21 protein-coding genes, 1 tRNA gene and 1 riboswitch are annotated in these 25,384 nt (G+C 71.9%); of the genes, 13 read left to right on the forward strand and 9 right to left on the reverse strand.

What is annotated here, in order from left to right:
• Nucleotides 1–55 precede the first annotated feature (55 nt).
• From HD597_RS42620 to HD597_RS42645, 6 genes are all read left to right on the forward strand, one after another.
• Nucleotides 56–838 carry an SDR family oxidoreductase gene (locus tag HD597_RS42620; RefSeq protein ID WP_253751003.1) on the forward strand — a complete coding sequence of 261 codons (783 nt, stop codon included), beginning with the start codon at nt 56–58 and terminating at the stop codon, nt 836–838.
• A gap of 70 nt (nt 839–908) precedes the next feature.
• Nucleotides 909–1,562, forward strand: coding sequence for an ABC transporter permease (locus HD597_RS42625; protein ID WP_253751006.1), 654 nt, complete (start codon nt 909–911; stop codon nt 1,560–1,562).
• Nucleotides 1,555–2,730, forward strand: a complete 1,176-nt coding sequence (locus HD597_RS42630) for an ABC transporter ATP-binding protein (protein WP_253751009.1) — start codon at nt 1,555–1,557, stop codon at nt 2,728–2,730. Before HD597_RS42625 ends, HD597_RS42630 begins: the two co-directional genes overlap by 8 nt.
• Complete coding sequence (locus HD597_RS42635; RefSeq protein ID WP_253751012.1) at nt 2,727–3,503, forward strand: ABC transporter permease; 777 nt, start codon at nt 2,727–2,729, stop codon at nt 3,501–3,503. Before HD597_RS42630 ends, HD597_RS42635 begins: the two co-directional genes overlap by 4 nt.
• Nucleotides 3,500–4,456 (forward strand): glycine betaine ABC transporter substrate-binding protein, encoded by a 957-nt coding sequence (locus HD597_RS42640; RefSeq protein WP_253751015.1) that lies wholly within the window; start codon nt 3,500–3,502, stop codon nt 4,454–4,456. The genes HD597_RS42635 and HD597_RS42640 overlap by 4 nt, the downstream gene beginning before the upstream one ends.
• A gap of 40 nt (nt 4,457–4,496) precedes the next feature.
• A complete protein-coding gene (locus HD597_RS42645) occupies nt 4,497–5,348 on the forward strand; it encodes an SDR family oxidoreductase (protein WP_253751018.1) in 852 nt (283 codons plus the stop codon).
• Nucleotides 5,349–5,657: 309 nt separating this feature from the next.
• Here HD597_RS42645 and thiC read toward each other — a convergent pair whose 3' ends face one another.
• Nucleotides 5,658–7,202 carry a phosphomethylpyrimidine synthase ThiC gene (gene thiC, locus HD597_RS42650; protein ID WP_253751020.1) on the reverse strand — a complete coding sequence of 515 codons (1,545 nt, stop codon included), beginning with the start codon at nt 7,200–7,202 and terminating at the stop codon, nt 5,658–5,660.
• Nucleotides 7,195–7,307, reverse strand: a riboswitch (TPP riboswitch). Its footprint overlaps the gene before it by 8 nt.
• 90 nt (nt 7,308–7,397) lie before the next feature.
• On the opposite strand from thiC, the gene HD597_RS42655 reads away from it, so the two are divergent.
• The 3 genes from HD597_RS42655 (at nt 7,398) to HD597_RS42665 (ending at nt 9,733) form a co-directional block, all read left to right on the forward strand.
• A complete protein-coding gene (locus HD597_RS42655) occupies nt 7,398–7,748 on the forward strand; it encodes a hypothetical protein (protein WP_253751024.1) in 351 nt (116 codons plus the stop codon).
• Nucleotides 7,745–8,575 (forward strand): universal stress protein, encoded by an 831-nt coding sequence (locus tag HD597_RS42660; RefSeq protein WP_253751027.1) that lies wholly within the window; start codon nt 7,745–7,747, stop codon nt 8,573–8,575. The genes HD597_RS42655 and HD597_RS42660 overlap by 4 nt, the downstream gene beginning before the upstream one ends.
• A 108-nt stretch (nt 8,576–8,683) precedes the next feature.
• Complete coding sequence (locus tag HD597_RS42665; protein ID WP_253751030.1) at nt 8,684–9,733, forward strand: cellulose binding domain-containing protein; 1,050 nt, start codon at nt 8,684–8,686, stop codon at nt 9,731–9,733.
• 140 nt (nt 9,734–9,873) lie between these two features.
• Here the strand turns inward: HD597_RS42665 and HD597_RS42670 are convergent, their stop codons facing one another.
• Together HD597_RS42670 and HD597_RS42675 are read right to left on the reverse strand one after the other, a co-directional pair.
• A complete protein-coding gene (locus HD597_RS42670; protein ID WP_253751033.1) occupies nt 9,874–10,542 on the reverse strand; it encodes an AIM24 family protein in 669 nt (222 codons plus the stop codon).
• A gap of 210 nt (nt 10,543–10,752) precedes the next feature.
• Nucleotides 10,753–11,139, reverse strand: coding sequence for a response regulator transcription factor (locus HD597_RS42675; RefSeq protein WP_253751036.1), 387 nt, complete (start codon nt 11,137–11,139; stop codon nt 10,753–10,755).
• A gap of 115 nt (nt 11,140–11,254) precedes the next feature.
• Between HD597_RS42675 and HD597_RS42680 the strand changes: the two genes are divergently transcribed.
• Nucleotides 11,255–11,326 (forward strand) — tRNA-Arg (locus HD597_RS42680).
• A gap of 584 nt (nt 11,327–11,910) precedes the next feature.
• On the opposite strand, the gene HD597_RS42685 is transcribed toward HD597_RS42680, so the two are convergent.
• Entirely contained in the window at nt 11,911–12,354 is a 444-nt protein-coding gene (locus HD597_RS42685) for a hypothetical protein (RefSeq protein WP_253751038.1), read from the reverse strand.
• 396 nt (nt 12,355–12,750) lie between these two features.
• Between HD597_RS42685 and HD597_RS42690 the strand changes: the two genes are divergently transcribed.
• Complete coding sequence (locus HD597_RS42690; RefSeq protein WP_253751041.1) at nt 12,751–15,636, forward strand: helix-turn-helix transcriptional regulator; 2,886 nt, start codon at nt 12,751–12,753, stop codon at nt 15,634–15,636.
• Between the two features lie 41 nt (nt 15,637–15,677).
• Here the strand turns inward: HD597_RS42690 and HD597_RS42695 are convergent, their stop codons facing one another.
• From HD597_RS42695 to HD597_RS42710, 4 genes are all read right to left on the reverse strand, one after another.
• The gene (locus HD597_RS42695; protein ID WP_253751044.1) at nt 15,678–18,365 is read right to left on the reverse strand and encodes a tetratricopeptide repeat protein; all 2,688 of its coding nucleotides are present in this window, start codon (nt 18,363–18,365) and stop codon (nt 15,678–15,680) included.
• Nucleotides 18,366–18,481: 116 nt separating this feature from the next.
• Nucleotides 18,482–19,606 carry a serine hydrolase domain-containing protein gene (locus HD597_RS42700; protein WP_253751047.1) on the reverse strand — a complete coding sequence of 375 codons (1,125 nt, stop codon included), beginning with the start codon at nt 19,604–19,606 and terminating at the stop codon, nt 18,482–18,484.
• Between the two features lie 122 nt (nt 19,607–19,728).
• Nucleotides 19,729–20,256, reverse strand: a complete 528-nt coding sequence (locus HD597_RS42705; RefSeq protein WP_253751050.1) for a carboxymuconolactone decarboxylase family protein — start codon at nt 20,254–20,256, stop codon at nt 19,729–19,731.
• A 76-nt stretch (nt 20,257–20,332) separates the two neighbouring features.
• Complete coding sequence (locus HD597_RS42710) at nt 20,333–21,211, reverse strand: alpha/beta fold hydrolase (RefSeq protein ID WP_253751053.1); 879 nt, start codon at nt 21,209–21,211, stop codon at nt 20,333–20,335.
• Between the two features lie 115 nt (nt 21,212–21,326).
• Here HD597_RS42710 and HD597_RS42715 point away from each other — a divergent pair, with 115 nt between their 5' ends.
• The gene (locus HD597_RS42715) at nt 21,327–23,273 is read left to right on the forward strand and encodes an AfsR/SARP family transcriptional regulator (RefSeq protein WP_253751056.1); all 1,947 of its coding nucleotides are present in this window, start codon (nt 21,327–21,329) and stop codon (nt 23,271–23,273) included.
• Between the two features lie 4 nt (nt 23,274–23,277).
• Here HD597_RS42715 and HD597_RS42720 read toward each other — a convergent pair whose 3' ends face one another.
• Nucleotides 23,278–24,258 (reverse strand): pyridoxal-phosphate dependent enzyme, encoded by a 981-nt coding sequence (locus tag HD597_RS42720; RefSeq protein WP_253751059.1) that lies wholly within the window; start codon nt 24,256–24,258, stop codon nt 23,278–23,280.
• 233 nt (nt 24,259–24,491) lie between these two features.
• On the opposite strand from HD597_RS42720, the gene HD597_RS42725 reads away from it, so the two are divergent.
• Nucleotides 24,492–25,352, forward strand: a complete 861-nt coding sequence (locus HD597_RS42725; protein ID WP_253751062.1) for an alpha/beta fold hydrolase — start codon at nt 24,492–24,494, stop codon at nt 25,350–25,352.
• Nucleotides 25,353–25,384 lie beyond the last annotated feature (32 nt).

A 25,384-nucleotide genomic window follows, 5' to 3' on the forward strand; every position in this document is an offset into this window, starting at 1 on the left:
GAATCTTGTTCTATACCGGGGTGCGGGTTCGGTGGTGGCCGGAGGGAGAGCATTCATGCTGGTACGGGACAAGGTCGTCGTCGTCACGGGAGCCGCGAGCGGCATCGGCCGCGCGCTCGCGCTCAGGTTCGCCGCCGAGGGCGCCTCCGGTGTCGTCGTGGCGGACCTCGACGAGGCGGGCGCCGCCGCGGTGGCCAAGGAGATCGGCTCGCGGGCCGTCCCCGTACGCGTGGACGTCTCCTCGGAGCAGGAGGTGGCCGCGCTCGCCGACACCCCGTTCGGCCCCGTGGACCTGTTCTGCTCGAACGCCGGCGTCATCGGCGGCCACGGCCTCGACGCCCCCGGCGAGGAGTGGAGCCGCCTGTACGCGGTCAACGTGCTGGCCCACGTGTACGCCGCCCGCGCCGTCGTGCCCTCCATGGTGGCCAGGGGCGGCGGCTACCTGCTCAACACGTGCTCGGCCGCGGGCCTGATCAGCTGCCCGGGCGACGCCCCGTACGCGGTGACGAAGGCGGCGGCGGTCGCCTTCGCCGAGTGGGTCGCCATCCACTACGCCCACCACGGCGTCAAGGTCAGTGTCCTGTGCCCGCAAGGTGTCCAGACCGCGATGCTGGAGCACGGCATCGACACCGGCCACCTGACGGCCAGGGCGGTACGCGCCTCGGGCGCCGTGCTGGACCCCGCCGACGTGGCCACGACGGTCATCGACGGCCTGGCCGCCGAGCGTTTCCACATCCTCCCGCACCCGGAGGTCGCCGAGTACGCCCGCCGCAAGGCCGAGGACCCGGATCGCTGGCTGGCCGGCATGTCCCAGTTCGTCGCCTCCCTGCAGCCCTGACCCCGTGACCAGGCACGGCTGTTGCTGCTGAGGCGTTTGAGGTTGACAGCCCACGGTTAGGTTTTCGGGGATGAACCTGTGGGAGTACGTCGAGGATCGATGGGACCTCATCGCCTTCGAGACCGTGCAGCACGCCAGCATGGTCGCGCAGTGCGTGCTGGTCGCGGCCGTCCTCGGCGTGCTCATCGGCGTGGCCACCTACCGCCGCCCCAGGCCCTCGGCGTTCGCCACGTCGGCCGCCGGCGTGGTGTTCACGATCCCGTCGCTGGCCATGCTCGGCCTGCTGATCCCCCCACTCGGCCTCGGCGTGGCGCCCAGCGTGACGGCGATCGTGCTGTACGCGCTGCTGCCGATCATCCGCAACACCGTCGTCGGCCTGCGCGGCGTGGATCCGATGCTGGTCGACGCCGCCCGCGGCATCGGCATGAGCCGCCGCAGGTCGCTCACCAGGGTGGAGCTCCCGCTGGCCTGGCCGGTGATCCTGACCGGCATCCGGGTCGCCACGCAGCTCGCGATGGGCATCGGCGCCGTGGCCGCGTACGTCTCCGGCCCCGGCCTCGGCGAGCAGATCTTCTCGGGCCTGGCCAGGCTGGGCGGCGCGAACGCGGTCAACTCCACCCTGACCGGCACGATCGGCGTGGCGATCCTGGCGCTCCTCTTCGACGGCTTCTTCGTCCTGCTCGGCCGGTTCACCACGCCGGGGAGGGGGGTCGCCCGTGCCTGACCAGGCCACCGGCGGCGTGCCGATCGAGCTGCGGAAGGTCACCAAGGCGTTCCCCGGCGGCGGCGAGCCGGCCGTACAGGAGCTGGACCTGAACATCCCGGCAGGCGAGATCGTGGTCCTGCTCGGGCCTTCGGGCTGCGGCAAGACGACCACCATGCGCATGATCAACCGCCTGATCGAGCCGACCTCGGGCGACATCCTCATCGGCGGCCAGAGCTCCCGCGACATCGACCCCGACCGCCTGCGCAGGCACATCGGCTACGTGATCCAGCAGGCCGGCCTGTTCCCGCACATGACGGTGGCCGCCAACATCGCCCAGGTCCCGAAGATGCTCGGCTGGGACCGCAGGCGCATCGCCGAGCGCGTGGACGAGCTGCTCACGCTGGTGGGCCTGGAGCCCGGCCGGTTCCGCGACAACTACCCGCGCCGGCTGTCCGGCGGCCAGCAGCAGCGCGTCGGCGTGGCCAGAGCCCTGGCCGCCGACCCGCCCGTGCTGCTGATGGACGAGCCGTTCGGCGCGCTCGACCCCATCAGCCGCGAGCGCATCCAGGACGAGCTGCTGCGCCTGCAGGAAGAGCTGGCCAAGACCATCGTGTTCGTCACCCACGACGTGGACGAGGCGCTCAAGATCGGCGACCACATCGCGATCATGCAGCGGCCCGGCCACGTCGTGCAGTACGCCAGACCGGCCGAGATCCTCACGAACCCGGCCAGCGAGTACGTCGAGCAGTTCCTCGGCGGCGGCTCCTCCATGCGGCTGCTGCGCCTGACCCAGGTGGGCGACATCGAGCTGGACCAGGTGCCGTACGCGACGGAGGACATGGACGCGCGCGACCTGGTGCGCGAGGTCGAGCTCGACGGCCGCGGCTACGCGCTGGTCCTCGACGGCATGCGCCGCCCGCTCAGGTGGGTCGCCCAGAGCGACCTGGAAGGCATCATCGGCCCGGTCGGCACGGCGGGCGAGCCCATCGCCGGCTCGATCGGCCACCGCATGACGCTGCAGGACGCCCTGGAGACCCTGCTCAACGCCGACACCGACTTCCTGCCGGTGCTCGGCAGGCGCAGGGCGTACGCCGGCGCGCTGTCGCTGGCCACGGTGCAGAACGCGATCCAGAGCATCAAGGCCCGCGAGCGGGAGCGCCGCCTGCGCAGGGGCGAGCCGCAGTGACGGTCGAGAGCGCGGCGGCCAGGGAGGCCACCACTCCCGAGCCGCGGATCGGGCGGTCGTGGCACGTGTTCCTGCCGCCGCTGTGCTACCTGCTCATCGGCGTGGCGATGGTCGTCTACACGCAGGTGGCGCCGCTCGACAGCATCGAGCGGGGCTCGCTGAACCTGACGTTCCTGCTCAGGCGCACGTGGGAGCACATCCAGCTCGTGTTCTTCTCGACGGTGCTGGTGCTGGTGGTGGCGCTGCCGCTGGGCGTGCTGCTGACCCGGCGGGCGCTGCGCAGGGCGACGCCCGTCGTGCTGTCCCTGGTGAACCTGGGCCAGGCCACTCCGGCGGTGGGCCTGGTGGTGCTGCTGGCGGTGCTGTTCAGCATCGGGTTCTGGACGGCGGTGGTCGCGCTGTTCGCCTACAGCCTGCTGCCCACGCTGCGCAACACGATGGTGGGCATCGAGCAGGTGGACCCGCGGCTGGTGGACGCCGGACGGGGCATCGGCATGTCGGCGGCCGGGGTGCTGTTCAAGGTGGAGCTGCCGATGGCGGTGCCGGTGATCCTGTCGGGAGTGCGGACCACGCTGGTGCTGAACGTGGGCACGGCGGGCATCGCGGCGTTCATCGGCTCCGGCGGGCTCGGCGACCTGATCACCGCGGGGGTGAGCACGCAGCGCAACCTCGTCCTGATCACGGGATGCGTGCTGATCGCGGTGCTGGCGCTGCTCATCGACTGGCTGGGCGGCCTCGCGCAGCGGTACCTGTCGCCGAAGGGGCTCTCGTGAGGGTGCTCATGGCGGCGCTGCTGCTCGTCGCGGTCACGGCGTGCGGGCTGCGGCCGGCGTCGTCGTTCGTGCCGCCGGTCGAGCCGGGCAGCATCCGGCCGGTGCCCGGCCTCGAAGGCGCGCGGATCCGGGTGACGTCGAAGGAGTTCACGGAGCAGCTCGTCCTGGGCAAGATCGCCGTGCTGGCCCTCACCGCCGCCGGCGCGGACGTGGCCGACCAGACGAACGTGCAGGGCAGCGTGAACGCCCGCGCCTCGCTGACCAGGGGCGACGCCGACCTGATGTGGGAGTACACCGGCACCGGCTGGATCACCTACCTCGGCCAGGCCAGGCCGATCCCGGATCCCGCACGGCAGTACGAGGCCGTACGCGACCTGGACCTGCGCGAGAACGGCATCGTCTGGCTGCCTCCGGCCCCGCTGAACAACAGCTACACGATCGGCGTCACGCGGGCCACGGCCGAGAGGTACGGGCTGAGGAAGATCTCGGACCTGACGAAGATCCCCGTGGCGCAGCGCACGTTCTGCGTCGACCACGAGACCTTCGGCCGTGACGACGGCTTCCTCGGCATGCTCAGGGGCTACGGGCTGACCTACGGCAAGGACGTCCCGCGGGGGAACGTGCGCAGGGTGTCGGTCGGCGTCCTGTACAACTCGGTCGCCAGCGGCCAGTGCGCGCTCGGCATGGTCACCACGACCGACGGCCGGATCAAGGCCCTCGACCTGGTCCTGCTGGAGGACGACAGGCACTTCTTCCCGCTCTACAACGCGGCGGTGACCCTGCGCCGCCCTGTCGCCGACGCGCATCCGGAGATCGCCAGGATCTTCGCGCCGATCAGCGCGAAGCTGACCGACGACGTGATCCGCGCCCTCAACGCCCAGGTGGACGTGGACGGCGACGTGCCCGTGCTGGTGGCCCGCGACTGGCTCCGGTCACAGGGTTTCGTGAAATAGCTGACGTTAGGCATACCCGGCCAGGGGCAGGCCGCTGGACATGTCGCAAACACCACCACCCCAGAACCAGCCCTATCCGGGCCACACCGGCGAGATGGCCCCCGAGCCGCGCGACGAGATGCGCGACTACGTGGGCCGTGACCTGCTCAGCGGCAAGAAGGCGCTGATCACCGGCGGCGACTCGGGCATCGGCCGGGCCGTCGCGGTGGCGTTCGCCAAGGAGGGCGCGGACGTCGCGATCGCCTACCTGAGCGAGCACGAGGACGCCGCGCACACCCGCAAGCTGGTCGAGGAGGCCGGGCGGCGCTGCGTGCTGCTGCCCGGCGACCTGGGCGACCGCGCCCACTGCGCCTCGGTGGTGGAGCAGGCGGTGTCCGAGCTGGGCGGCCTGGACGTGCTGGTGAACAACGTGGCCTACCAGGAGCCCGTGAGCGGCCTGGAGGAGCTGGACGACGAGCAGTGGCAGCACACGTTCGCGGTCAACATCCACAGCTACTACCGCGTCACGAAGGCCGCGCTCCCGCATCTGCGCGAGGGCTCGGCCATCGTGAACACCTCCTCGATCAACGGCCTGCGCGGCAACAAGTCGCTCATCGACTACGCCGCCACCAAGGGCGCCATCAACGCCTTCACCTACTCCATGGCCCAGAACCTGGTCGAGCGCGGCATCCGGATCAACGCCGTCGCCCCGGGACCGGTGTGGACGCCGCTGATCCCGGCGACCATGCCCGAGGAGAAGGTGGAGAAGTTCGGCGAGCACGTGCCGATGGGGCGGCCGGCCGATCCGGACGAGATCGCCCCTTCGTACGTGTTCTTCGCCTCGAACCGGCTGTCGTCGTACTACACGGGCGAGGTGCTCGCCCCGATCGGCGGCGAGACGCTGCCGGGTTAGGCCCGGCCCGCGTCCTTGATGGACACGATCGAGGCGGTCCGGAACTTCTTGTGGCCCTTGCCGTCACCGCCGACGGTGGCCGTGGCACCCCCCGGTGGACGTCCGCGGCGGCCGGGGTGGCGGCGAGCCCTATGACGACGACGGCCGCCGCACGAGTGCTGATCAACACGAGAGATCCTCTCTGCTGGTGGTCGTGGGAGGCGTCCCGGCGCCACTGCCGCGCCGGGCCACCTGTCACGCTGCCACCGGAAGAGCCGGAAACCACGTCATCTTTGTCCAGGCCTGCGGCTTCGGACATTGGACAATGCGTCACTCCACGTAGAGGGTGCCTCCGAGCCGCCGGAACTCGGCCGCCTTCTCCGCGTACCCCGCGTCCCTGATCTCGTGACTGATCCGCATCGAGCAGAACTTGGGGCCGCACATCGAGCAGAAGTGCGCGGTCTTGGCGGGCGCGGCCGGCAGCGTCTCGTCGTGGAACGAGCGCGCCGTCTCAGGGTCCAGCGACAGGTCGAACTGGTCCTCCCAGCGGAACTCGAACCGCGCGTCCGACAGCGCGTCGTCCCACGCCTGGGCCTGCGGGTGGCCCTTGGCCAGGTCGGCGGCGTGAGCGGCGATCTTGTACGTGATCACGCCCGTCTTGACGTCGTCCCTGTCGGGCAGGCCGAGGTGCTCCTTGGGGGTGACGTAGCAGAGCATGGCCGTGCCGAACCAGCCGATCATGGCCGCTCCGATGCCCGAGGTGATGTGGTCGTAGCCGGGCGCGATGTCCGTCACGAGCGGGCCGAGCGTGTAGAACGGGGCGTCGTCGCAGAGCTCGCGCTGCAGGTCGACGTTCTCCTTGATCTTGTGCATGGGCACGTGGCCCGGCCCCTCGATCATCACCTGGACGTCGTGCTCGCGGGCGATCCCCGTCAGCTCGCCCAGCGTGCGCAGCTCGGCGAACTGGGCCTCGTCGTTGGCGTCGGCGATCGAGCCGGGGCGCAGGCCGTCGCCCAGCGAGTACGACACGTCGTAGCGGGCCAGGATCTCGCACATCTCGGCGAAGTTCTCGTACAGGAAGCTCTCCCGGTGATGCGCCAGGCACCAGGCGGCCATGATGGAGCCGCCGCGCGAGACGATGCCGGTCTTGCGCCGGGCGGTCAGCGGCACGTGCGCCAGCCGCACCCCCGCGTGCACGGTCACGTAGTCGACGCCCTGCTCGCACTGCTCGATCAGGGTGTCGCGGTAGACCTCCCACGACAGCAGCTCGGGCCGGCCCTTGACCTTCTCCAGCGCCTGGTAGACGGGCACGGTGCCGACCGGGACGGGCGAGTTGCGCAGGATCCACTCGCGGGTCTCGTGGATGTCGGCGCCGGTGGACAGGTCCATGATCGTGTCGGCGCCCCAGCGCGTGGCCCAGGTCATCTTCTCGACCTCCTCCTCGATGGAGGAGGTGACGGCGGAGTTGCCGATGTTGGCGTTGATCTTCACGAGGAAGTTGCGGCCGATGATCATCGGCTCGGTCTCGGGATGGTTGACGTTCGCGGGGATGATGGCCCGGCCCGCGGCGACCTCGTCGCGGACGAACTCGGGGGTGACGCCCTCGCGCACGGCCACGAACTCCATCTCCCTGGTCACCAGCCCGCGCCGGGCGCACCCGACCTGCGTGACCGGCTGCCCGGCTGCCGCGCGCTCGCGGATCCACCGCTCGCGCAGGCGCGGCAGGCCCCGCCGCAGGTCCGCCTCGTAGGCGGGGTCGGTGTACGGGCCCGAGGTGTCGTACAGGGTCACCGACGAGCCGTTCGACAGGTGCACCTGGCGCATCGGCACCCGCAGCTCACCGCTGTAGACCTTGGAAAAGCGCGCACCACTCATCGCGCAAACTCCCTTCGCCGGCATTATCCGGAGCAGGTTCTGGCGGTCGGCGGCTGTCAGCCGTCCTCTCAGCCCGGTCCACACCGGGCTCCCGCGTTGGACGGCGAAGATCGTACCCACGCCCTGCCCCGCCCGAAACCTCGCCGCGGAGGTTTGGCGATCGCCGTGAGCGGTACGGTCCCCATCAGGGGAAACATGAAGAGATTCGCCGCTGTCGCAGGACTACTCGTCGTGATGGCCGCGTCCGGCGCCACCGCAGCCGCCGGGGACGGCATGGATCAGCACGAAGTCAGCCAGGAACAGTACGACACTCTGATCGCCCAGTGCCGCTACTCCGACACGGGGAAGGCGAAGTGCCGTGCGGCGGTCAAGCGCATGTACCGCGTCGGCAGCACCGACCCGACGCTCGACTGCCGGACGTACTCCGGCGTGACCGTCTGCGGCACGCTCAAGCTCAGCAAGGCCGAGCGCAGGTGCGCCCGCGACTCCGAGGCACAGGGGGTGGCGTTCCGCCGGGCCGAGGTGGAATGTTACGCGCTGTCATGATCATCGTAGGAGTGGACGGCTCCCGTACGGGGCTGGAGGCCGCCGGCTGGGCCGCCGCCGAGGCCGAGCTGCGGCAGCAGCCGCTGACCGTGGCGCACGCCGTGCCGAAGTGGGTGTGCGAGGGCGCCGTCCGCTACGCCGAGGTGGCCCAGTGGATGCGTGACGGCGCCGAGACCGTCCTCACCGCCGCCTGCGACCGCGCGCACCGCGTGTGGCCGCAGGTGCGCATGGAGCGCGTGTTGCTTCCGGGGGACCCCCGCACGGCGCTGGTCAAGGCGTCCGAGGACGCCCAGCTGCTGGTCGTGGGGAGCCGCGGGGTCGGCGGGGTGCGGGGCCTGCTGATCGGGTCGGTCGCGTACGGGGTGGCGGCGCACGCCCGTACGGACGTCGTCCTGATCCATGAGCCGCCCGCGTCCCCGCGCGGGGAGATCGTGGCCGGGACCGACGGCTCACCGTGCGCCGCGCGGGCGCTCGAGTTCGCCTTCGCCGAGGCCGAGCTGCGCGGCGCGCGGCTGCGTGCCGTACGGGCCTGGGCCTGGCCCCATCCCGGCGGCTTCGAGCCGGCCTCCCGCGAGAGCGAGCAGGACACGCTGCGCAACCTGAAGGAGTCGCTGACCGGGCACCGCGAGCGGCATCCGGGGGTGCACGTCATCGCGGAGGTCGTGCACGGTCATCCGGTGGAGGTGCTGAAGGAGACCTCCGCCCGCGCCGACCTGCTGGTGGTGGGGTCCCGGGGGCACGGGCAGCTCGCGGGGATGCTCATCGGCTCGATCAGCCAGGCCCTCCTGCACCACGCGCCGTGCCCGCTGGCGGTGATACGCGGCTGAAAGTTACATCCGTACTCCCAGGTCAGCACCGCGCCATGATCGTCGTGCTTCCCGGCGCCGAGCCGCCGCTCCTACGATCTGCGCAGGCTTACGACGGGAGAGCACACGATGCGCAGCAAGACCGGCTCCGTGCTGGCCGCGCTCGCGGCCCTGGCCGCGGCGGTGTTATTCGCCACCGCCACGGCCACGGCCAGCGCCGCCCCCATCAGGATCATGCCCCTGGGCGACTCCATCACCGGATCCCCCGGCTGCTGGCGGGCCCTGCTCTGGAACCGCCTCCAGAACGCCGGCCACACGAACATCGACTTCGTCGGCACCCTCCCGCCGCAGGGCTGCGGGGTGGCCCACGACGGCGACAACGAGGGGCACGGCGGCTACCTGGCCACCAACGTGGCGAGCCAGAACCTGTTGCCCGGCTGGCTCTCCGCCACCCGGCCCGACATCGTGCTGATGCACTTCGGCACCAACGACGTGTGGAGCAACATCGCGCCGGCGACGATCCTCGGCGCCTTCACCACGCTGGTGAACCAGATGCGGTCCAGCAACCCCAACATGAAGATCCTCGTCGCCAAGATCATCCCGATGAACCCGTCCACCTGCGCCGAGTGCGCCCAGCGCACCGTGAACTTCAACAACGCCATCCCCGCCTGGGCCGCCGCGACCACCACCCCGCAGTCGCCGATCACCGTGGTGGACCAGTGGACGGGCTTCAGCACGGGCAGCGACACCTACGACGGGGTGCACCCGAACGCCTCGGGTGATCAGAAGATGTCCGACAAGTGGTATCCCGCGCTGGTGGACGCGCTGGCCGGCGGCGGCACCGCCACACCCACCGTCACCACCACCACGCCCCCGCCGCCCGGCGGGTGCGCGGCCGCGTACAAGATCACCGGGCAGTGGCAGGGCGGCTTCCAGGGCGAGGTCACCGTCACGAACACCGCGACCACGTCGAGGCCCGCGTGGACCGTGGCGTGGACGTTCACCGGCGGTCAGCAGATCACCCAGCTCTGGGGCGGCACGCTGAGCGCGAGCGGGTCCGCGGTGACCGTGCGCAACGCCTCGTGGAACGGCCTGCTAGCACCCGGGGCCTCCACGACGTTCGGCTTCCTGGGGTCGTGGAACGGCGCCAACACCGCGCCGGCCCCTAGTTGCTCGTGATGGGCGCCAGGCGGGGCGCCGCCAGCCGTACGTAGTCGGCGGTGGCCAGCGCCACGGAGCGGTCGAGCCTGCCAGGTCCGCTTCTTGCCGACCTTCACCATCACGATCAGGCGCTCGTAGGCGGCGTACGGCTCACCCGTCTACCTGGACGCCTGCACCACCGGCACCCCTTCACTGGCCTGCACCAGCACGAACCCCTGCCCCCTGAACGCGAGCTGCATGGCCTCCCCGCTCCCCCGCCCGATCAAGGCCCCCACCTTCATCGTCCGGTTGACCCCCACCTGCAGCCCCGCGCTCCAGCACACCGCGGACTGCCCGTCCGCGAACGTCGGCATCCGCGCCACGTCCAGCAGCACCGGCGTGCCGTGCGTGGTCACCGCCACCCACCCCGTGCCCGTCACCGTGGTGTTGAACAGCCCGCCGGCCGCCACCCCCGCCCCCTGCACGCGCTGGATGTCCCAGGTGAGCTGCGGCTGGAAGGCCAGCAGGTTGCGCCCGTTGACCGTGATCCCCTCGTTCTCCAGGTAGAACAGGTGGATGTCGTCGGCGTTGTCGGCCAGGTAGAGCAGGCCCTCACCGCGCACCCGCATCAGCGAGGCGCCCTCGCCCGTCATGGCCTTCTTGAACATCTTCCCGAGGCCGCCCGAGCCCTCGTAGTCGAAGTCCATCTGACCCTGGAAGGCGACCATGGAACCCTGCTTGGCCAGCACCTCGTGGGGGAGCTGGACCCGCAACATCTTGCCGTTCTCCAGCGCGAACCCCGGGGGCAGCTGCTGGGGGTTCAGATTTCCGAAAATGGAGCTACGCACGTTTCAACCCTTTCCTGGCTGTGACTCTCGGGGCCGGCTGCTTCGTGCCGACGACTGCCGGCCGATCGGCGTACGCGCTGGTCCGGTGGCACAGGACGGGGAGTCCTGCTCACAGCATCGTCGCGCCGCCCTCGCCGAGAGCGATATGAGCCAATCCAACCAGGTTCGCCGCTACCCCCGCCAGAAACCCGATCCCCCTCCGGGAGGACCTCAGCCCTGGGACCCGGCCGCCAGATCCCGCACGACCTGAATCAACTCGGCAGGATCGAACGGCTTGGTGAGATACGCGTCCACCCCGATCCCCCGCCCCCTCACCTTGTCGTCATCCTGCGCCCGCGCCGTGATCAGCACGACCTTGATGTGACTGGTGGCCTCCTCCGCCCGCAACCGCTGCGCCGTCGTCCACCCGTCCAGGAACGGCATCATCACGTCGAGCGTGATGACGTCGGGCATGACGTCGAGCACCCGCTCCAGACAATCCTGCCCATCGGTGGCGGTCACGACCTCGAACCCCTCCAGGTTCAGGTTGACCGCGATGAGCTGCCGGATGACCTCGTCATCGTCTACGACCAGTACTTTCCCAAGAACGTCACCCACGCGCGCAAAGCTAACGGGTAGCGGGCCGGTCACGAGCGGTTTCGCCGGAAGTGTTCGCGAGGCTTTATCCGGTGCCGAGTGGTGGTCAGATGCTGGTAGCCTTAACACTCGTTGAGCCCCCTTAGCTCAGGGGATAGAGCACCGGCCTCCGGAGCCGGGTGCGCAGGTTCGAATCCTGCAGGGGGCACACAGGTCAAGGGAACCATCTTCGGTCGCCGGTCCTCCTTCAGGAGGGTCGGCGATTGTGTTTGTCAGGGCCTTGATCGGTGGCGAGTCGTCCTTCTTGCCGCTGATGCGGATGAGAACTTCGTGGGTGCCGACTCGGTGACGGAGTTCGAGGTTGAACAGGTCTCCTTCAACCGCTCTGCCTGGACGTCTTCCTTCGGCGGCTCCTGACGGCGCAACTGGGTCCGCAGAACGCTGAATCGCCGCGGGCTGCAGACTCGGGCGGCGAAGAAGTCGTGCACGACATCGGCGAGATCGTCTTCGCGGATCCACAGGCTCTCGGGGTGGTCGGCGACCAGTCGCGGCGGTCCTTGTGGTGGCGCATGGCCGGCTCGCAGGCGTAGTACGAGACCTTGCGGCGTTCGGCCTGAGGGTGATCGCTGGGTCCCGGCGCGGACCTTTGGCTGTCCCACAGCCGGGACACGCCATCCGGGCCCCTCGGACGTGACCTGCGCCACGATCACCCTGGCCTGGACCGTACGCTGCCAACGCCATCCGCCCCGGCACCGTCCGCAGACCTGGGCCGGCGGGAGGGCGGATGACTCGCTACATCGGAGTGCCGGTCCCGCTCAGCCAGCGGCCGTAGAGGGTGCTGGTGACTCGGCAGCGACCGGCGTAACAGACGTAGCTCACCTTGATGCTCCGGTGCCGATAGATCGTCGGATTGAACTTGCGGATGATGCGTCCGTGCGTGCAGACGTCGTACACCTTGGCCTGACGGACACCGTTCTGGTTGTAGATCTTCGTCATGCTGCTCGACGTCGTCTCGGTCCGCTTCAGCCGCTTGACGCTGTGCGTGTTCGGGTCGTAGGTCCGCGTCCCGAGGTAGTTCTTCCACACCCCACCACACTGACCCCTGGTCTGCGACCAGTAGAGGTAGGGCCTGATCGTGTCGGCACCGGCGGTCGACATCCCGCTGCCGAGGACCACTGTCCCCGAAGCGAGCATCACCGACGCCATGAACCACGCGAGCCGTTGTCCTTTGCGCATGAACCTTCCCATCTCCGGTGTCGGAGCAACCAGTGGAGCCCAGCACGGTCGGCTGAGTGACCGTGTGCCACAGTGCCGTAGGGCGGTATACGCACAGAACATCTTCGGAACACGTGACGCCGCCTGCCCCGGCGAACAGCCTCGGCACCGAGCCGCCGCCCTCGCGGGGCCGTGGTACTCGGTGCGGCCGGGCAGGCGCATCCTGCTCCCGGGAAAAAGGAGATGCCTCGGCTCTCGCCTGCCGCAGCGCACGCAACCGCTGCCCGGACGTCCCCTCGGCCACCGCACCTCCCGCACGTTCTCACCTGTACGGGCCGCCCCAGCCGCGGATGCCGTGACATCGCCGCCTTCTTGCAGTTAGATGTGCGGTGATCAAGAAGTAGGCAGGAGCGGTGGATGAAGCGCGCGGCCGGCCGGGTGGTCTCTCCCGTCCTGATTGCACGTGAAGCCGAGCTGGAGCAGCTGACCGCAACGGTCGTGGCCGCCCCGTCCGTGTCCGTCGTCGAGGGTGAGGCGGGGATCGGCAAGTCCCGCCTCGTCGCCGAGTTGTCGGCCCGCCCGGAGCTGGCCGGCCGTCGGCTGCTGACGGGGGGCTGCGGCCAGGTGCGGGAGCCGTTCCCGCTGGGGCCTCTGGTGGAGGCGCTGCGCGGGCGCGCCGCCGACCTGGAAGGTGTGCCGCTGTCCCCGGTGGCGGGCTCGCTGCGGGCGCTGCTGCCCGAGCTGGGCGGCGTCCTGCCCGAGCCGCTCCCGCCGCTGGAGGACCGGGCGGCCGAGCGGCACCGGTTGTTCCGCGGGCTGACCGACGTGCTGGCCGCGCTGGGGCCGTCCCTCCTCGTCGTGGAGGACCTGCACTGGGGCGACGAGCAGACGATCGAGTTCCTCGGTTACCTGGTGCGCGCGCTGCCGGAGACCTTGAGCGTGGTGCTCACCTATCGCGGAGAGGAGGCCGACGCGGCGTTGCGGGCGGTGACCGGGCGCCCGCCCGACACGGTCGGGCACGAGCATCTCGTGCTCGGCCCCCTCGACGTGACGGCCACCCGGGCGCTTGCCGCCGCCATCCTCGGGGCCGAGGAGGTCTCGGCCGAGTTCGCCGAGCATCTGTGCACGCGTTCCTCCGGGCTGCCGCTTGCGATCCAGGAACTGCTGGCGCTGTTACGCTCGCGCGGGGCGCTCATCAGGTGGGAGGGCGGCTGGGCCCGCCGGGCGCTGGACGAGCTGGACGTTCCGGCCGGCGTGCTGACCTCGGTGCGGGAACGCGTCGCCGCCCTGCCGGAGGGGGCACGAGCGGTGCTCCATGCGGCGGCGGTGCTGCAGATCGAGGTGCCGGCCGCGGTGCTCGTCCAGGTCGCCGGCATGCCCGACGTCGAGGCGCTGGACGCGTCGCTCGACTCCGGGCTGCTCACCGAGCAGGACGGGATGGTGGGCTTCCGTCACGTGCTGGCCGCGCAGGCCGTCTACGAGGGCATCCCGCTGGGCCGGCGCCGGTCGTTGCACGCCTTGGCGGCGCAGGCGGTGCGCGCCCTGCATCCGGTGCCGCTCGGGCAGGTGGCGCACCACCTGCGGCACGCGGGCAAGCCGGAGGAGTGGGTGGAGGCCGCCGTCACGGCCGCCGAGCACGCGACCACGCTCGGCAACGACGCCGAAGCCGCGCGCCTGCTGGAGAACGTCCTGCGGCAGGCCGACCTGGAGCCGCTGCGGCGGGCGGCGCTGACCATCCGCCTCGGCTGGGTGGCCATCAACGTGCTGCGCGTTCCCGCGATCACCGAGCTGCTCGCCGAGGCGATCCAGCGGGATCTGCCCCGCCGGGTACGCGGTGAGCTGCGCCTCCTGCTGGCCCTGAACATCGACGTGACCCGGGTCGACCAGTCGCGGCTCCGGCAGTCGTTCGAGGACGCGGTCGGCGACCTGGAGGAGCTGCCTGCGTACGCGGCCTGGGCCATGGTGGGGCTGGCCCATCCTGGCATCACGGACCGGCCGCTGGACGAGCGCATGGCGTGGCTCGAACGGGCCCTGGCCACGCTGCCCGCCGACGGCGACCGGGGCACTCGTCTCCTGGTGCTCGGCAAGATCGCGATGCTGTTCGTCCTGTACGGGGATCCCCGCTGGACGGAGGCGACCGACCGCCTGCTGGCGGAGACGGGCGGCCGTCCCGTCACCAAGCAGGAGGGCGTCGCCTACAATTCCGTCGGCGGCACCGCCATGGTGACCGGCCACCACCGGGCCGCGCTGCGGCTGCTGCGGGCGGCCCTCGACAGCGGGCCCGCCTCACCGCTGGAGGAGTTCCGGCTCAGGCTGGACATCGCGATGGTGAACTACCTCAGCGGTTCCTGGGACGTCCTGCGTCCGGAGATCGAGGCGCTGCGCGACGACCACGGCCACCGCCCGGCCGAGCGCATCCAGCTCAACTCCGTCGCGGCCTGCCTCGCCGTCGCTCCCGGCCACCTCGACGCCGCGTACTCCCAGCTGCTCGAAGTGATCCGCGAGGCGCACGCGCGCGGGGACAGCGACGTGCTCCCCCTTCCGGTGAGCATGCTGCTGAGGCTGGCCACCGCGCGCGGCGCGGCGGAACCCGCCCTCGCCGAGACGGCCGAGGCGGTCACGAGGTGGGAAGGCAGAGACTTCTGGCCGGTCGGGGTGCGGGCCGTGCCCGCCCTGGCCGAGGCGATGGTGTCGGCGGGCCGGCCGGACGCGGCGGCCGAACTGGCCGACCGTTACGAGGCCCGGCTGCGCGGTCTCGACGCGCCGCTGGCCGCGCCGGCGCTGGCGCACACCCGCGGACTGCTCGACATGGCCGCGGCGCGGTGGGACCGGGCGGCCGAACGGCTCGCCGGCGCCGCCGACGCCTATGCCCTGCTGCCGGCCGCCTATGAGGCGGCCCAGGCGCGAGAGCACATCGCGGCGTGCCGGTTCGAGCTCGGCGACCCCGCGGCCGAGGGCGCGCTGCAGCAGGCGATGAGCGCGTACACCCGGCTGGACGCTCGCTGGGACCTCGACCGCGCCACCCGGCTGGGCCGCCGCTGGGGCCTGCGTCCCGTCACCCGGGTACGTCCCGCCGGGAGCGGCCCGCAGTCCGTGCCGGGACTGTCGGCCAGGCAGGTCCAGGTCGCCCGGCTGGCCGCGGCCGGGCTGACGAACCAGGAGATCGCCAGGCAGATGTTCCTGTCACCGAAGACCGTCGACAAGCACCTCGGCGTGGCCATGCGCAAGCTGGATGCGCGCTCGCGCACCGAGCTGGCCCGCCTCCTCGCCGAGCACGGCGGTAGCGAGCACGGCGGTAGCTGACCGCGTACCTGCGCGCCGCCCGTCCCCACCGCATGGACCGGCTACCGCCGCCCGTGAGCCCTTCGCCGAGCGATCTCGGTGGCGACGATCACCAGGTTCTCCCTGACGACGCGGGTCGCGGGGTGATCGCTCCCCAGCACTCGTTCACAATCGGTGACGATGGTCCGGTACAGCGCGAGGGCCGGCCCCAGGCTCCCCGCCGCCCGGTAGGCGCCGGCGAGGTTGTTGCGGGAGGTCAGGGTGTCGGGGTGGTCGGGGCCGAGTACGCGTTCGCGGTCGGCGAGGACGGCCTCGTGCAGCGGGACGGCCCGGCCCAGGTTCCCTGCCGCCTGGTAGGCGTCGGCCAGGTTGCTGCGGCAGGACATGGTCGAGGGATGGTCGGCGCCCAGCACCCGCTCGTGGTCCCCGACGCCGGCCTTGAGCAGCACGATGGCCCGCTTCGGATCACCCGCCGCCTGGTAGGCGGTGGCGAGGTAGGTGCGGCAGGTCAGGGTGTCGGGATGGTCGGCGCGCAACACCCGCTCATAGCCGCTGAGGGTGGCTTCGAGCAGCGGGACGGCCCGATCCGGGTCCCCCGCCGCCTGGTGGGCGCCGGCGAGGTAGGTGCGGGAGGCCAGGGTCGAGGGGTGATCAGGGCCGAGCACGTGCTCGCGCTCGGCCAGCGTCCGTTCGAACAGCGGGACGGCCCGATCCAGGTCCCCCGCCGCCTGGTAGGCGCCGGCCAGGCCGGTGCGGCAGGTCAGGGTGTCGGGATGGTCGGCGCCCAGCACCCGCTCGTAGTCACCGACGGTGGCCTCGAACAGCCGGATGGCCCGCTTCAGGTTCCCCGCCGCCTGATAGGCGCCGGCCAGGCCGGTGCGCGAGGCCAGGGTCGAGGGGTGATCAGGGCCGAGCACGTGTTCGCGGCCGGCGAGGGCGGCCTTGAGCAGCCGGATGGCCAGGTCGAGGTCCCCCGCCTCCTGGTGGCCGATGGCGAGGTTGTGGCGGGAGGACAGCGTCTCGGGATGGTCAGGGCCGAGCACCCGCTCCAGGTCGGCGAGGGTGGCCTCGAGCAGCGCGATGGCCCGCCGCCAGTCCCCCGCCGCGTGGTAGGCGCCGGACAGGTTGTTGCGGCTCATCAGGGTGTCGGGGTGGTCGGCGCCCAGCATCCGCTCGCAGTCGGCCAGCGTCGCCTCGTACAAGGGGATGGCCCTGCCCAGGTCCCCCGCCTCCCGGTAGGTGAAGGCGAGGTAGGTGCGGCAGGCCAGGGCATGGAGGTGGTCGGGGCCGAGCACCCGCACGCAGTCGGCGAGGGTGGCATCGAGCAGTTGCCCGGCGCGGGCGAGCTCGGCCAGGTCGTACAGGGCTCTGCCGCACCAGATCCGCAGTGCCAGGAGATCATCGGGGAGCTCGCCGGCGGGGACTCGCCGGTAGAGGGCGTCGCACTGGTCGATGAGCATCTCGACCGCGGCGCGGGCCGCCCAGGTCCCGGCGCCGTCCGGCAGCGTGTCGGCGTAGTCCTGGAGCAGGGCGACGGCCTGGTCAAGGACGGCGTCGAAGTCGCCGTGGCGGGCGGCCCGGTCGCACAGTACGCGCTGGACGAGGCGGTGCATCAGGACCGTGGTCCCGTCCTCGCTGAAGGTGATCAACGAGGTGTCGGCCAGGTCGGCGAGCATCTCTCGCAGGCGTACCGGCTCGACGCTCTCCGCGCTGCCCGCATCGCTCAGCGCGGACAGGACCCGCAGCGGGACGCCGGAGGGCGACAGCACGGCCAGGACCGACAGCAACTGCTGGGCGAAGGGCAGGGCCGACTCGGCCTGGGTGACCGACAGCATGATGGCCTCGGCGGTGCCGGCCGGGTAGGCGTCCCCATGCTGCGCGGTCAGCTGGTCGCCGGCGGGCAGGCCGCGCAGCAGCTCCAGGTAGCCCGCGTAGCTCAACCGCAGGCGGACGATCACCGCGGCGGCCTGGGCCAGCGCCAGCGGCAGACATCCCAGCTCGTGAGCGAGCTCAGCGGCGCCCTCGGGGTCGATCAGGCCGGTGCGCCGCCGCAGGAAGGCCTCGGCCTGCCCGGGGGTGAACACCTCCACCTCCAGCGGCGCGTACGCGCGGGCGAAGGCTCGGTTGCGGGTGGTGATGACCACCCGGGCCGCTCCGGTGGCGGGGCACCAGCGGCGAACGGCCGCCACGTCGGTGGCGTTGTCGAAGACCAGCAGCACCGGCTGGGCGGTGGCGGCCAGCCACGCCCTGGCGCGGCGGGCGGCCGCGGCGGCGTCCTCGTCGGAGCGGCGTTCGCCCAGCCGCTCGGCCAGAGCTGCCAGGCCGGTCTGGATCTGGTCGGTGGTCTCGGCGGCGATCCAGGCCACCACCGGCCAGCGCGCGGCCTGGCAGGCCCAGGCGTAGGAGGCGGCCAGCATGCTCTTGCCCACCCCGGGCGTACCGGCCACCGCGCAGATCACCGCGGCCCCGCCACCTGCGTCCCGCACGCCGTGATCCGGAGCCGGGCCGCCGAGCAGCTCGGCGAGCTGCCCCAGCAGCAGCTCCCGCGGCTGGAAGCCGGGCGGGCGTTGCGGGATGTCGCCCTCGACGATCTGGCCGGGGTCCGGCGCGGGCGGGTAGTGGTGGTGGATGGTCTGGTCCCTGGCGGACTGGTACACCCGGCCCTGGCCGGAGGCCTGTGCCCGCAGTGGGGCACGCCGCGTTTCCTCTTCGCGGGAGGAGCTGCCGGGGGTGTCGTCCGCTGTCGACATGCCTCAAGAGTGCTGCCGGAACCGGACGAGCGGGCCCATGGTGACGAACGTGTTATCCGTCGCAGCGCCGGCCGTGCGGCCGGGCGCCCGCGAAGGATCTCGCCCACCGCTCCAGGTCAGTCCTCGCCCACGACCGTCAGGTCGTCTCCCAGGGCGGCGGCGATCTCCGCGGCCCTGGAGTGATCGTCCAGCCGGCGGGTCAGGTAAGCACAGCCGTGGTGATGCCTGCGCGACCACCAGGCGGCCGAGCCGCCGATGCCGCCCTTGGCGATCTTGCCATGGTCCCGGACGAAGCCCAGAGTCCAGGTGATCCTGGTCCCGAAGACCTCGTCGAAGTCCGTGACCTGCGCAGCGAGCAGTTCGGCGTGCAGTTCCGGCCCGAGCAGGGCGCCCACGGGGCCGTCCTCGGCGGTCAGCTCGGAGAAGAACCGGGCCATGGCCGTGGCGGTCGTGTGGAGGTTGACCGCGCCGAAGACCGTCTGCCGCCACGCTCGGGAGTTCGCCCGCTCGACGTCCAAGGTCCCGTCCGGAATGCGCAGCCACGGCGCGGCGTGCAACCGGCGTGGCCAGTCGGGGTCGGCGTACTCCAGGTCGGCGACCCGCTCCAGCAGGTCGTCCGGCACCCCGAACCACGCGTCCAGCCCCAGCGCGGGCCGCACGACCTCGTTGAACGTCTCCCCCAGCGTGGTGCCGGCGCCCGCGCGCAGAACGCCGTCCACCAGATGCCCGTAGGTCAACGCGTGCTCCCCGAGCGACGTGCCTGGAACGTACTCCGGCGCCGCCTTCGCCAGGCTCTCGCGCAGCCCGGCGTCGTCCAGCAGGTCCAGACCGGCCGCCTCCGGAGGGAACCGCGGCTGTCCCGCCCGGTGCGTGAGGACGTGGCGCAACGTCGTCCGGTCCTTGCCTGCGACTCCGTACCCGGGCCAGTGCCCGGCCACCGGCTCGTCGAGTGCCAGCACACCGTCGCGCACCGCCACCAGAGCCGCGAGCGTCACGAAGGACTTCGACAGCGAGTACGGCTGGACGAGGGTGCCGGCCTGCCAGGGGCGGCGCCGTGAGGCGTCGGCCCATCCCCCGCTCAGCCTGACGACCTCACGCCCATCGCGCCAGACCGACACTCCCGCCCCTGTCTCCCGGCCGTCATGGACCAGCTTCTGGAAGACCTCGCGCACCTTGTCGTAGCCGTCCGCGGCGAACCCTTCGACCTGCGCCTCGCCGGACATCTCGGATGCGTCACTCATACCGCACGCCTCCCGCACGTCGACTTCTTTCGACGACGATACCCCCATCGGGTATGAAGGGCCAGCGGCGAGCTCCCCGGCCTCCCGGACGGCGGCGAGGCGATGCCCGGCGAGAGCCCCGATCAAGCCTCCGCGACAACCGGCTCAAGCCCTGCCAGCAGGTTGAACGTGCCGGTGAGCTGGTTCAGGGCGACCAGCCCAGGAAGCTCGGCGATGATCCGGTCACTCCAGCCGTGGGCGCGCAGCTCGGCCACGTCGTCGTCGCCGATGGCGGACGGCTCGGCCAGGATGCGGACGGCCATCGCGATGAGCGCGGCCTCGCGGGCGTCGGTGGAGGTGCCCTGGCGGGCGAGCGCGACGTCGGTCTCGCTCAGCCCCGCGGCACGCGCCGCCTCCGTGTGCGCCTGAAGGCAGGAGGCGCAGCCGATCCACTCCTGTACGGCCAGCGAGACCTTCTCGCTCAGCGCGCGGGGCAGCTTGGTGCGCTTCATGGCACGGGACAGCTCCAGGTAGCCCTGCAGCAGGGCCGGGGAGTGGGCCATGGTGGCGACCATGTCACCCACTCCCCCTCTCCTGGCGACGATGTCCTCCAGCAGCTCGCGGGACTTTCCGGGCGCTTCGGCGGGCTCCGGTGCGGCAAGGCGTCGCATACGATCTCCTCCACTCGTCATACCCCTATAGGGTATGAGAAGAGTAGGCTATTCCCCCGCCGGCCGGCGCATTCGATCAGCGGCTGAGCAGCTCGCGCAGCCGCTTGACGATCTCGGCCGGGGCCTCCTCGGCCATGAAGTGGCCCGCGGTCGTGGTGTGGTGACGCAGGTCGTCGGCCCAGGCCTGCCACAGGGCGGTGGCGTCGTAGCCGAGGGCCGCGCCCCAGTCCTGCTGGACGACGGTGACGGGCATGCGCAGGCGAGCGCCGCCGTCACGGTCGGCGGCGTCGTGGGCCACGTCCACACCGGCCGAGGCGCGGTAGTCCGCGACGATCGACGGGATCGCCTCCCGGCAGGCGGCGAGGTAGGCCGCACGGACGTCCGCGGGGATCGCCTCCGGATCCTTCACCCACTGGTCCAGGAACGAGCCGAAGAACGCGTCGGGAACGGCCGCGATCATCGGCTCGGGCACCCCGGCCGGCTGCGCCATGAGATACAGGTGCCAGCCGACGGCGGCCGACACCCCGTGCATGACATCCCACATGTCGAGCGTCGGCAGCACATCCAGGCAGGCGAGATGGGTGATCGCCTCGGGATGGTCGAGACCGGCGCGGAAGGCGACCAGCGCACCGCGATCATGCCCGGCCAGCGCGAACCGCTCATGACCCAGCTGGCGGGCGAGCGCCACGACGTCGGCCGCCATGGTGCGCTTGGCGTAGGTGCCGGGCCCGTCCTCGGCCGGCTTGTCGCTGGCGCCGTAACCCCGCAGGTCCGGGCAGATGACCGTGTGATCCGCGGCCAGATCGGCGGCGACGTGCCGCCACATCAGATGGGTCTGGGGAAAGCCGTGCAGCAGCACGACGGCCGGGCCGGAGCCCCCGACGGCGGCGTTCAGCGTGACGCCGTCGGCGACGGGCACCCGATGGTAGGCGAAGCCCGGGATGACCGGTGACATGGTCGTTTCACTCCTCATGATCTCGATGACGACCTGATGTCCCCACCTTGGCGCGCCCCGATCAGCAACGAATCAGCACTAGCCTGAGACCCAGGGGGAACAGGGGGCGACGGCCATGCGCATCGGTGTTCTCGGGCCCGTCACGGCCTGGGGCGAAGCAGGAGAGGAGATCTCCCTGCACGGCCCTCGGCATCGCGAGGTGCTGGCCCGGCTCGTGGCCGCCCGCGGCCGGGTGGTGCCCGTCGATCTCCTCGCGGCCGACCTCTGGGAGGACCCGCCCGCGGGTGCCGTCGGCTCGATCCGCACCTTCGTCGGGGCGCTGCGCCGCGCGCTGGAGCCCGGCCGTCCGCCCCGGACACCGCCCCGGCTGATCGTCACCGCCGGGCCGGGCTATGCGCTGCGGGCCGCCACGCAAGAGGTCGACGCGTGGCGGTTCGCCGAGGCCGTCGAGGCCGCCGCCCCGCCCGCGCGGCTGCTCCCTGCGCTGGACGCGGCCCTGTCGCTGTGGCGGGGGCCCGCCTACGCCGAGTTCGCCGAGGCGCCCTGGGCCCGGCCCGAGCAGGCACGCCTGGCGGAGCTGCGGCTGCGCGCGGTGGAGCGGCGCGCCCAGGCGCTGCTCGACCTCGGCCGCTCCGCCGAGGCCGTTCCCGACCTGGACGCGCACGCCCGCGCCCATCCCTGGCGGGAGGAGGCCTGGCGGCTGCTGGCCCTGGCCCTCTACCGGGCGGGGCGGCAGGCCGACGCCCTGGCGGTCCTGCGCGGAGCCCGTACGGAGCTGGCCGACAACCTCGGCCTCGACCCGGGCCGCGGGCTGCGGGAGCTGGAGGCCGACATCCTGCGGCAGGCCGGCCGGCTGGACGCCCCCGCCGACGCGGCGGCCCGGGTGTGGGCCGGCGCCACGGCCGCGCTCGACCGCGCCGCACCCGACGCCCGCCTGCGCCTGGAGGCCACCGCCGGGCTCATGCGGGGCCTGGCGGTCACCGGCGGAAGCGGTCTCCTCGCGGCCCGCGAGCACCGCGCCGCCGCCGTCGAGGCGGCCGAGGAGCTGGGTGACGCCGAGCTGACCGCGCGGGTGATCGGCGCCTACGACGTCCCGGCGAACTGGACCCGCTCCGACGATCCCGCGCAGGCCGCGCGCGTGGTCGCGACGGCCGAACGCACGCTGGCCCGGCTGCCTGCGGACACCGCCCCCGCCGTGCGGGCCCTGGTGCTGGCGACCGTCGCCCTGGAGTCGCGCGGCACGGCGTCGCCGCGGGCGCGGGCCGCGGCCGAGGAGGCCGAGCGGCTCGCCCGCGACCTGGACGATCCGGCGCTGCTGGCCTTCGCCCTCAACGGGGTGTACATGCAGTCGTTCGAGCGCACGGGCCTGTCCGGGCGGCGCGACGCCATCGGCTCGGAGATCGCCGGCCTGGGCGAACGGCACGCGTCGCCCACCCATGAGGTGCTGGGCCGCCTCATCCGGCTGCAGTCCGCCGGGGCGGTCGCCGACTTCGCCGCCGGTGACGAGCACGCCGCCCGCCTCGACCGGCTGGCCGAGCGCCACGACCGGCCCCTGGTGGCCGTGTTCACCACCTGGTATCGCGCGCTTCGGCTCGCCGAGAGTCCGGCCGCGTCCTACGCCGACAAGGAGAGCGCCTACCGCGCCGCCATCGCGCTCCTCGGCTCGGCCGGCATGCCCGGCCTGAGCGAGGGCCTGGCGCCGCTCGCCCTGCTCGCCCTGCGGCTGCGCCACGGCCGTGCTCCCGAGTGGGAGGACCCCGGCCGCTTCGGCCCCTACCAGCCATGGGTGCTCCCGCTCCTGCTGCTGGCCGCGGGGCGCCGGGAGGAGGCGTCCGACGCCCTGCGGGACGCGCCCGAGCCCCCTCACGACCTCCTCGCCGAGGGGCTGTGGGCCCTCCTCGCCCTCGGCGCCCTGCGCCTGGAGGACCTGCCGGTGCTGCGGCGGGCGCACGCGGCGCTGCTCCCGGCCTCGGACGAGCTGGCGGGGGCGGCGAGCGGCCTGATCAGCCTCGGCCCGGTGGCCGGGATCCTTGCCGAGCTCGCGACGGTGCCGGGCTTCTGACTGCCTAGGCCGGGGGCGCCTGCGCGCACAGCTCGGCGAAACGCCGGGTGTCGATGTTGCCGCCGGAGATGATCAGCCCGAGGCGCGGCGGCACGCGCTCCAGCCGCCCGGACAGGAGAGCGGCCAGCGGGGTGGCGCCGCTCGGCTCGATGACGATCTTCAGGCGTTCGAAGGCGAAGCGCATGGCCGCGCGAATGTCGTCGTCGGAGACGAGGGCGACGTCGTCCACCAGGTGCTGGTTGATGGAGAACGTCAGCTCGCCCGGGATGTCGGCGGCCTGGCCGTCGGCGATCGTGCGCGGGACGGGAATCGACACCCGCTCCCCCGCCGCCAGCGACCGCCTGGTGTCATCACCCGCTTCCGGCTCCACACCGATCACCCGGGCCCCCGGCAGCAGCCCCTTGGCCGCCGTGGCACTGCCCGCGATCAGCCCGCCACCACCGACGGGAACCAGCAGCCCGTCCAGCTCACCGGCCTCCTCGATCAGCTCCAGAGCGGCGGTCCCCTGACCGGCGATGACGTGGGGGTGCTCGTACGGCGGGATCAGCGCCAGACCACGCTCGGCCGCCAGCGCCTCGCCGATGGCGACCCGGTCACCGGTGTAACGGTCGTAGGTGACGACCTCCGCGCCGTACCCGGCGGTGGCCTCCCGCTTGGAACGCGGGGTGTCCTCGGGCATCACGATCACCGCGCTGCTACCCAGCTCACGGGCGGCCAGCGCCACGGCCTGGGCGTGGTTGCCGGAGGAGTACGCGGCAACGCCCTTGGCCAGTCGCTCCGGGGCGAGCCGGGAGACGGCGTTGTAGGCCCCCCGGAACTTGAAGGCGCCGACCCGCTGCAGGTTCTCACACTTGAGGAAGACCTCGGCGCCGGCCAGGCCGTCCAGGGTGCGCGAGCGCAGAACGGGCGTACGATGCGCGACACCCTTCAGCCGGGCGGCGGCGTCACGGACGTCGTCGAGGGTGACCGGAAGTACGTTCGTCATGGCTCCAGCCGTCTCACATGGTCATGTCGGTTTCGGCAACGGTAAGGCACGCGTCGCCAACCCAGGCGCCGTGATCCCGCCGTCGTGACATTTTCTTCGTCCGATCGGGAATGACCCGCCAGCTTCTAACGGTTACAGGCAAATATGACCGTTAGAAGCTGGCGGCGGCCGTGAGTGCCCGCACAGCCGCCGCCCCCGCGACTCCGCCACCAACCGATCAGGAGCACCCGAACATGACGCGCCACACCACGGTTCAGATCCAGGGCCTGCCCGTCTTCTACCGGGAGGCGGGAGACCCGGCGAACCCGACCCTGGTCCTCCTGCACGGCTTCCCCAGCAGCTCCGCCATGTTCCGCGACCTGATCGCCGACCTGGCCGGCTCCTACCACCTGATCGCCCCCGACCACATCGGCTTCGGCCAGTCGGCCGCGCCCTCGGTGGCGGAGTTCCCCTACAGCTTCGACAAGCTCACCGAGATCACCCTCGCCCTGCTCGACACTCTGGGCATCGACCGCTTCGCCCTCTACATCCACGACTACGGCGCCCCCATCGGGCTGCGCATCGCCAGCCGTCACCCCGAGCGGGTGACCGCGATCATCACGCAGAGCGGCAACGCGTACCTGGAGGGCTTCACCCCGTTCTGGGAGGTGCTGTTCGCCCACGCCAAGGACCGCGCCGCCCACGAGCCCGCGGTACGCGAGCTGCTGACCGCCGAGGCCACCCGCTGGCAGTACACCCACGGCGTGCCCGCCGGCCTGCTGGATCGGGTCAACCCGGACACGTGGGTGCTCGACCAGGCGTACCTGGACCGGCCGGGCAACAAGGAGATCCAGCTCCAGCTCTTCTGGGACTACCAGTTCAACCTCGACGGCTACCCGGGCTTCCAGGAGTACTTCCGCGTTCACCAGCCGCCCCTGCTCGTGACGTGGGGCGCCAACGACGAGATCTTCGGGGCCGCCGGCGCCGAGGCGTACGCCCGCGACCTGCCCGACGCCGAGATCCACCTCCTCGACGCCGGGCACTTCGCCCTGGAGACCCACGGACGTGAGATCGCCGGTCTCATCCGCGACTTCCTCGGCCGCAAGCTCTCCTGACCCTCGTCCACGGAGCCGACGGTGCCCACGTG

Source organism: Nonomuraea thailandensis, from assembly GCF_024172165.1.
GTDB lineage: Bacteria > Actinomycetota > Actinomycetes > Streptosporangiales > Streptosporangiaceae > Nonomuraea > Nonomuraea thailandensis.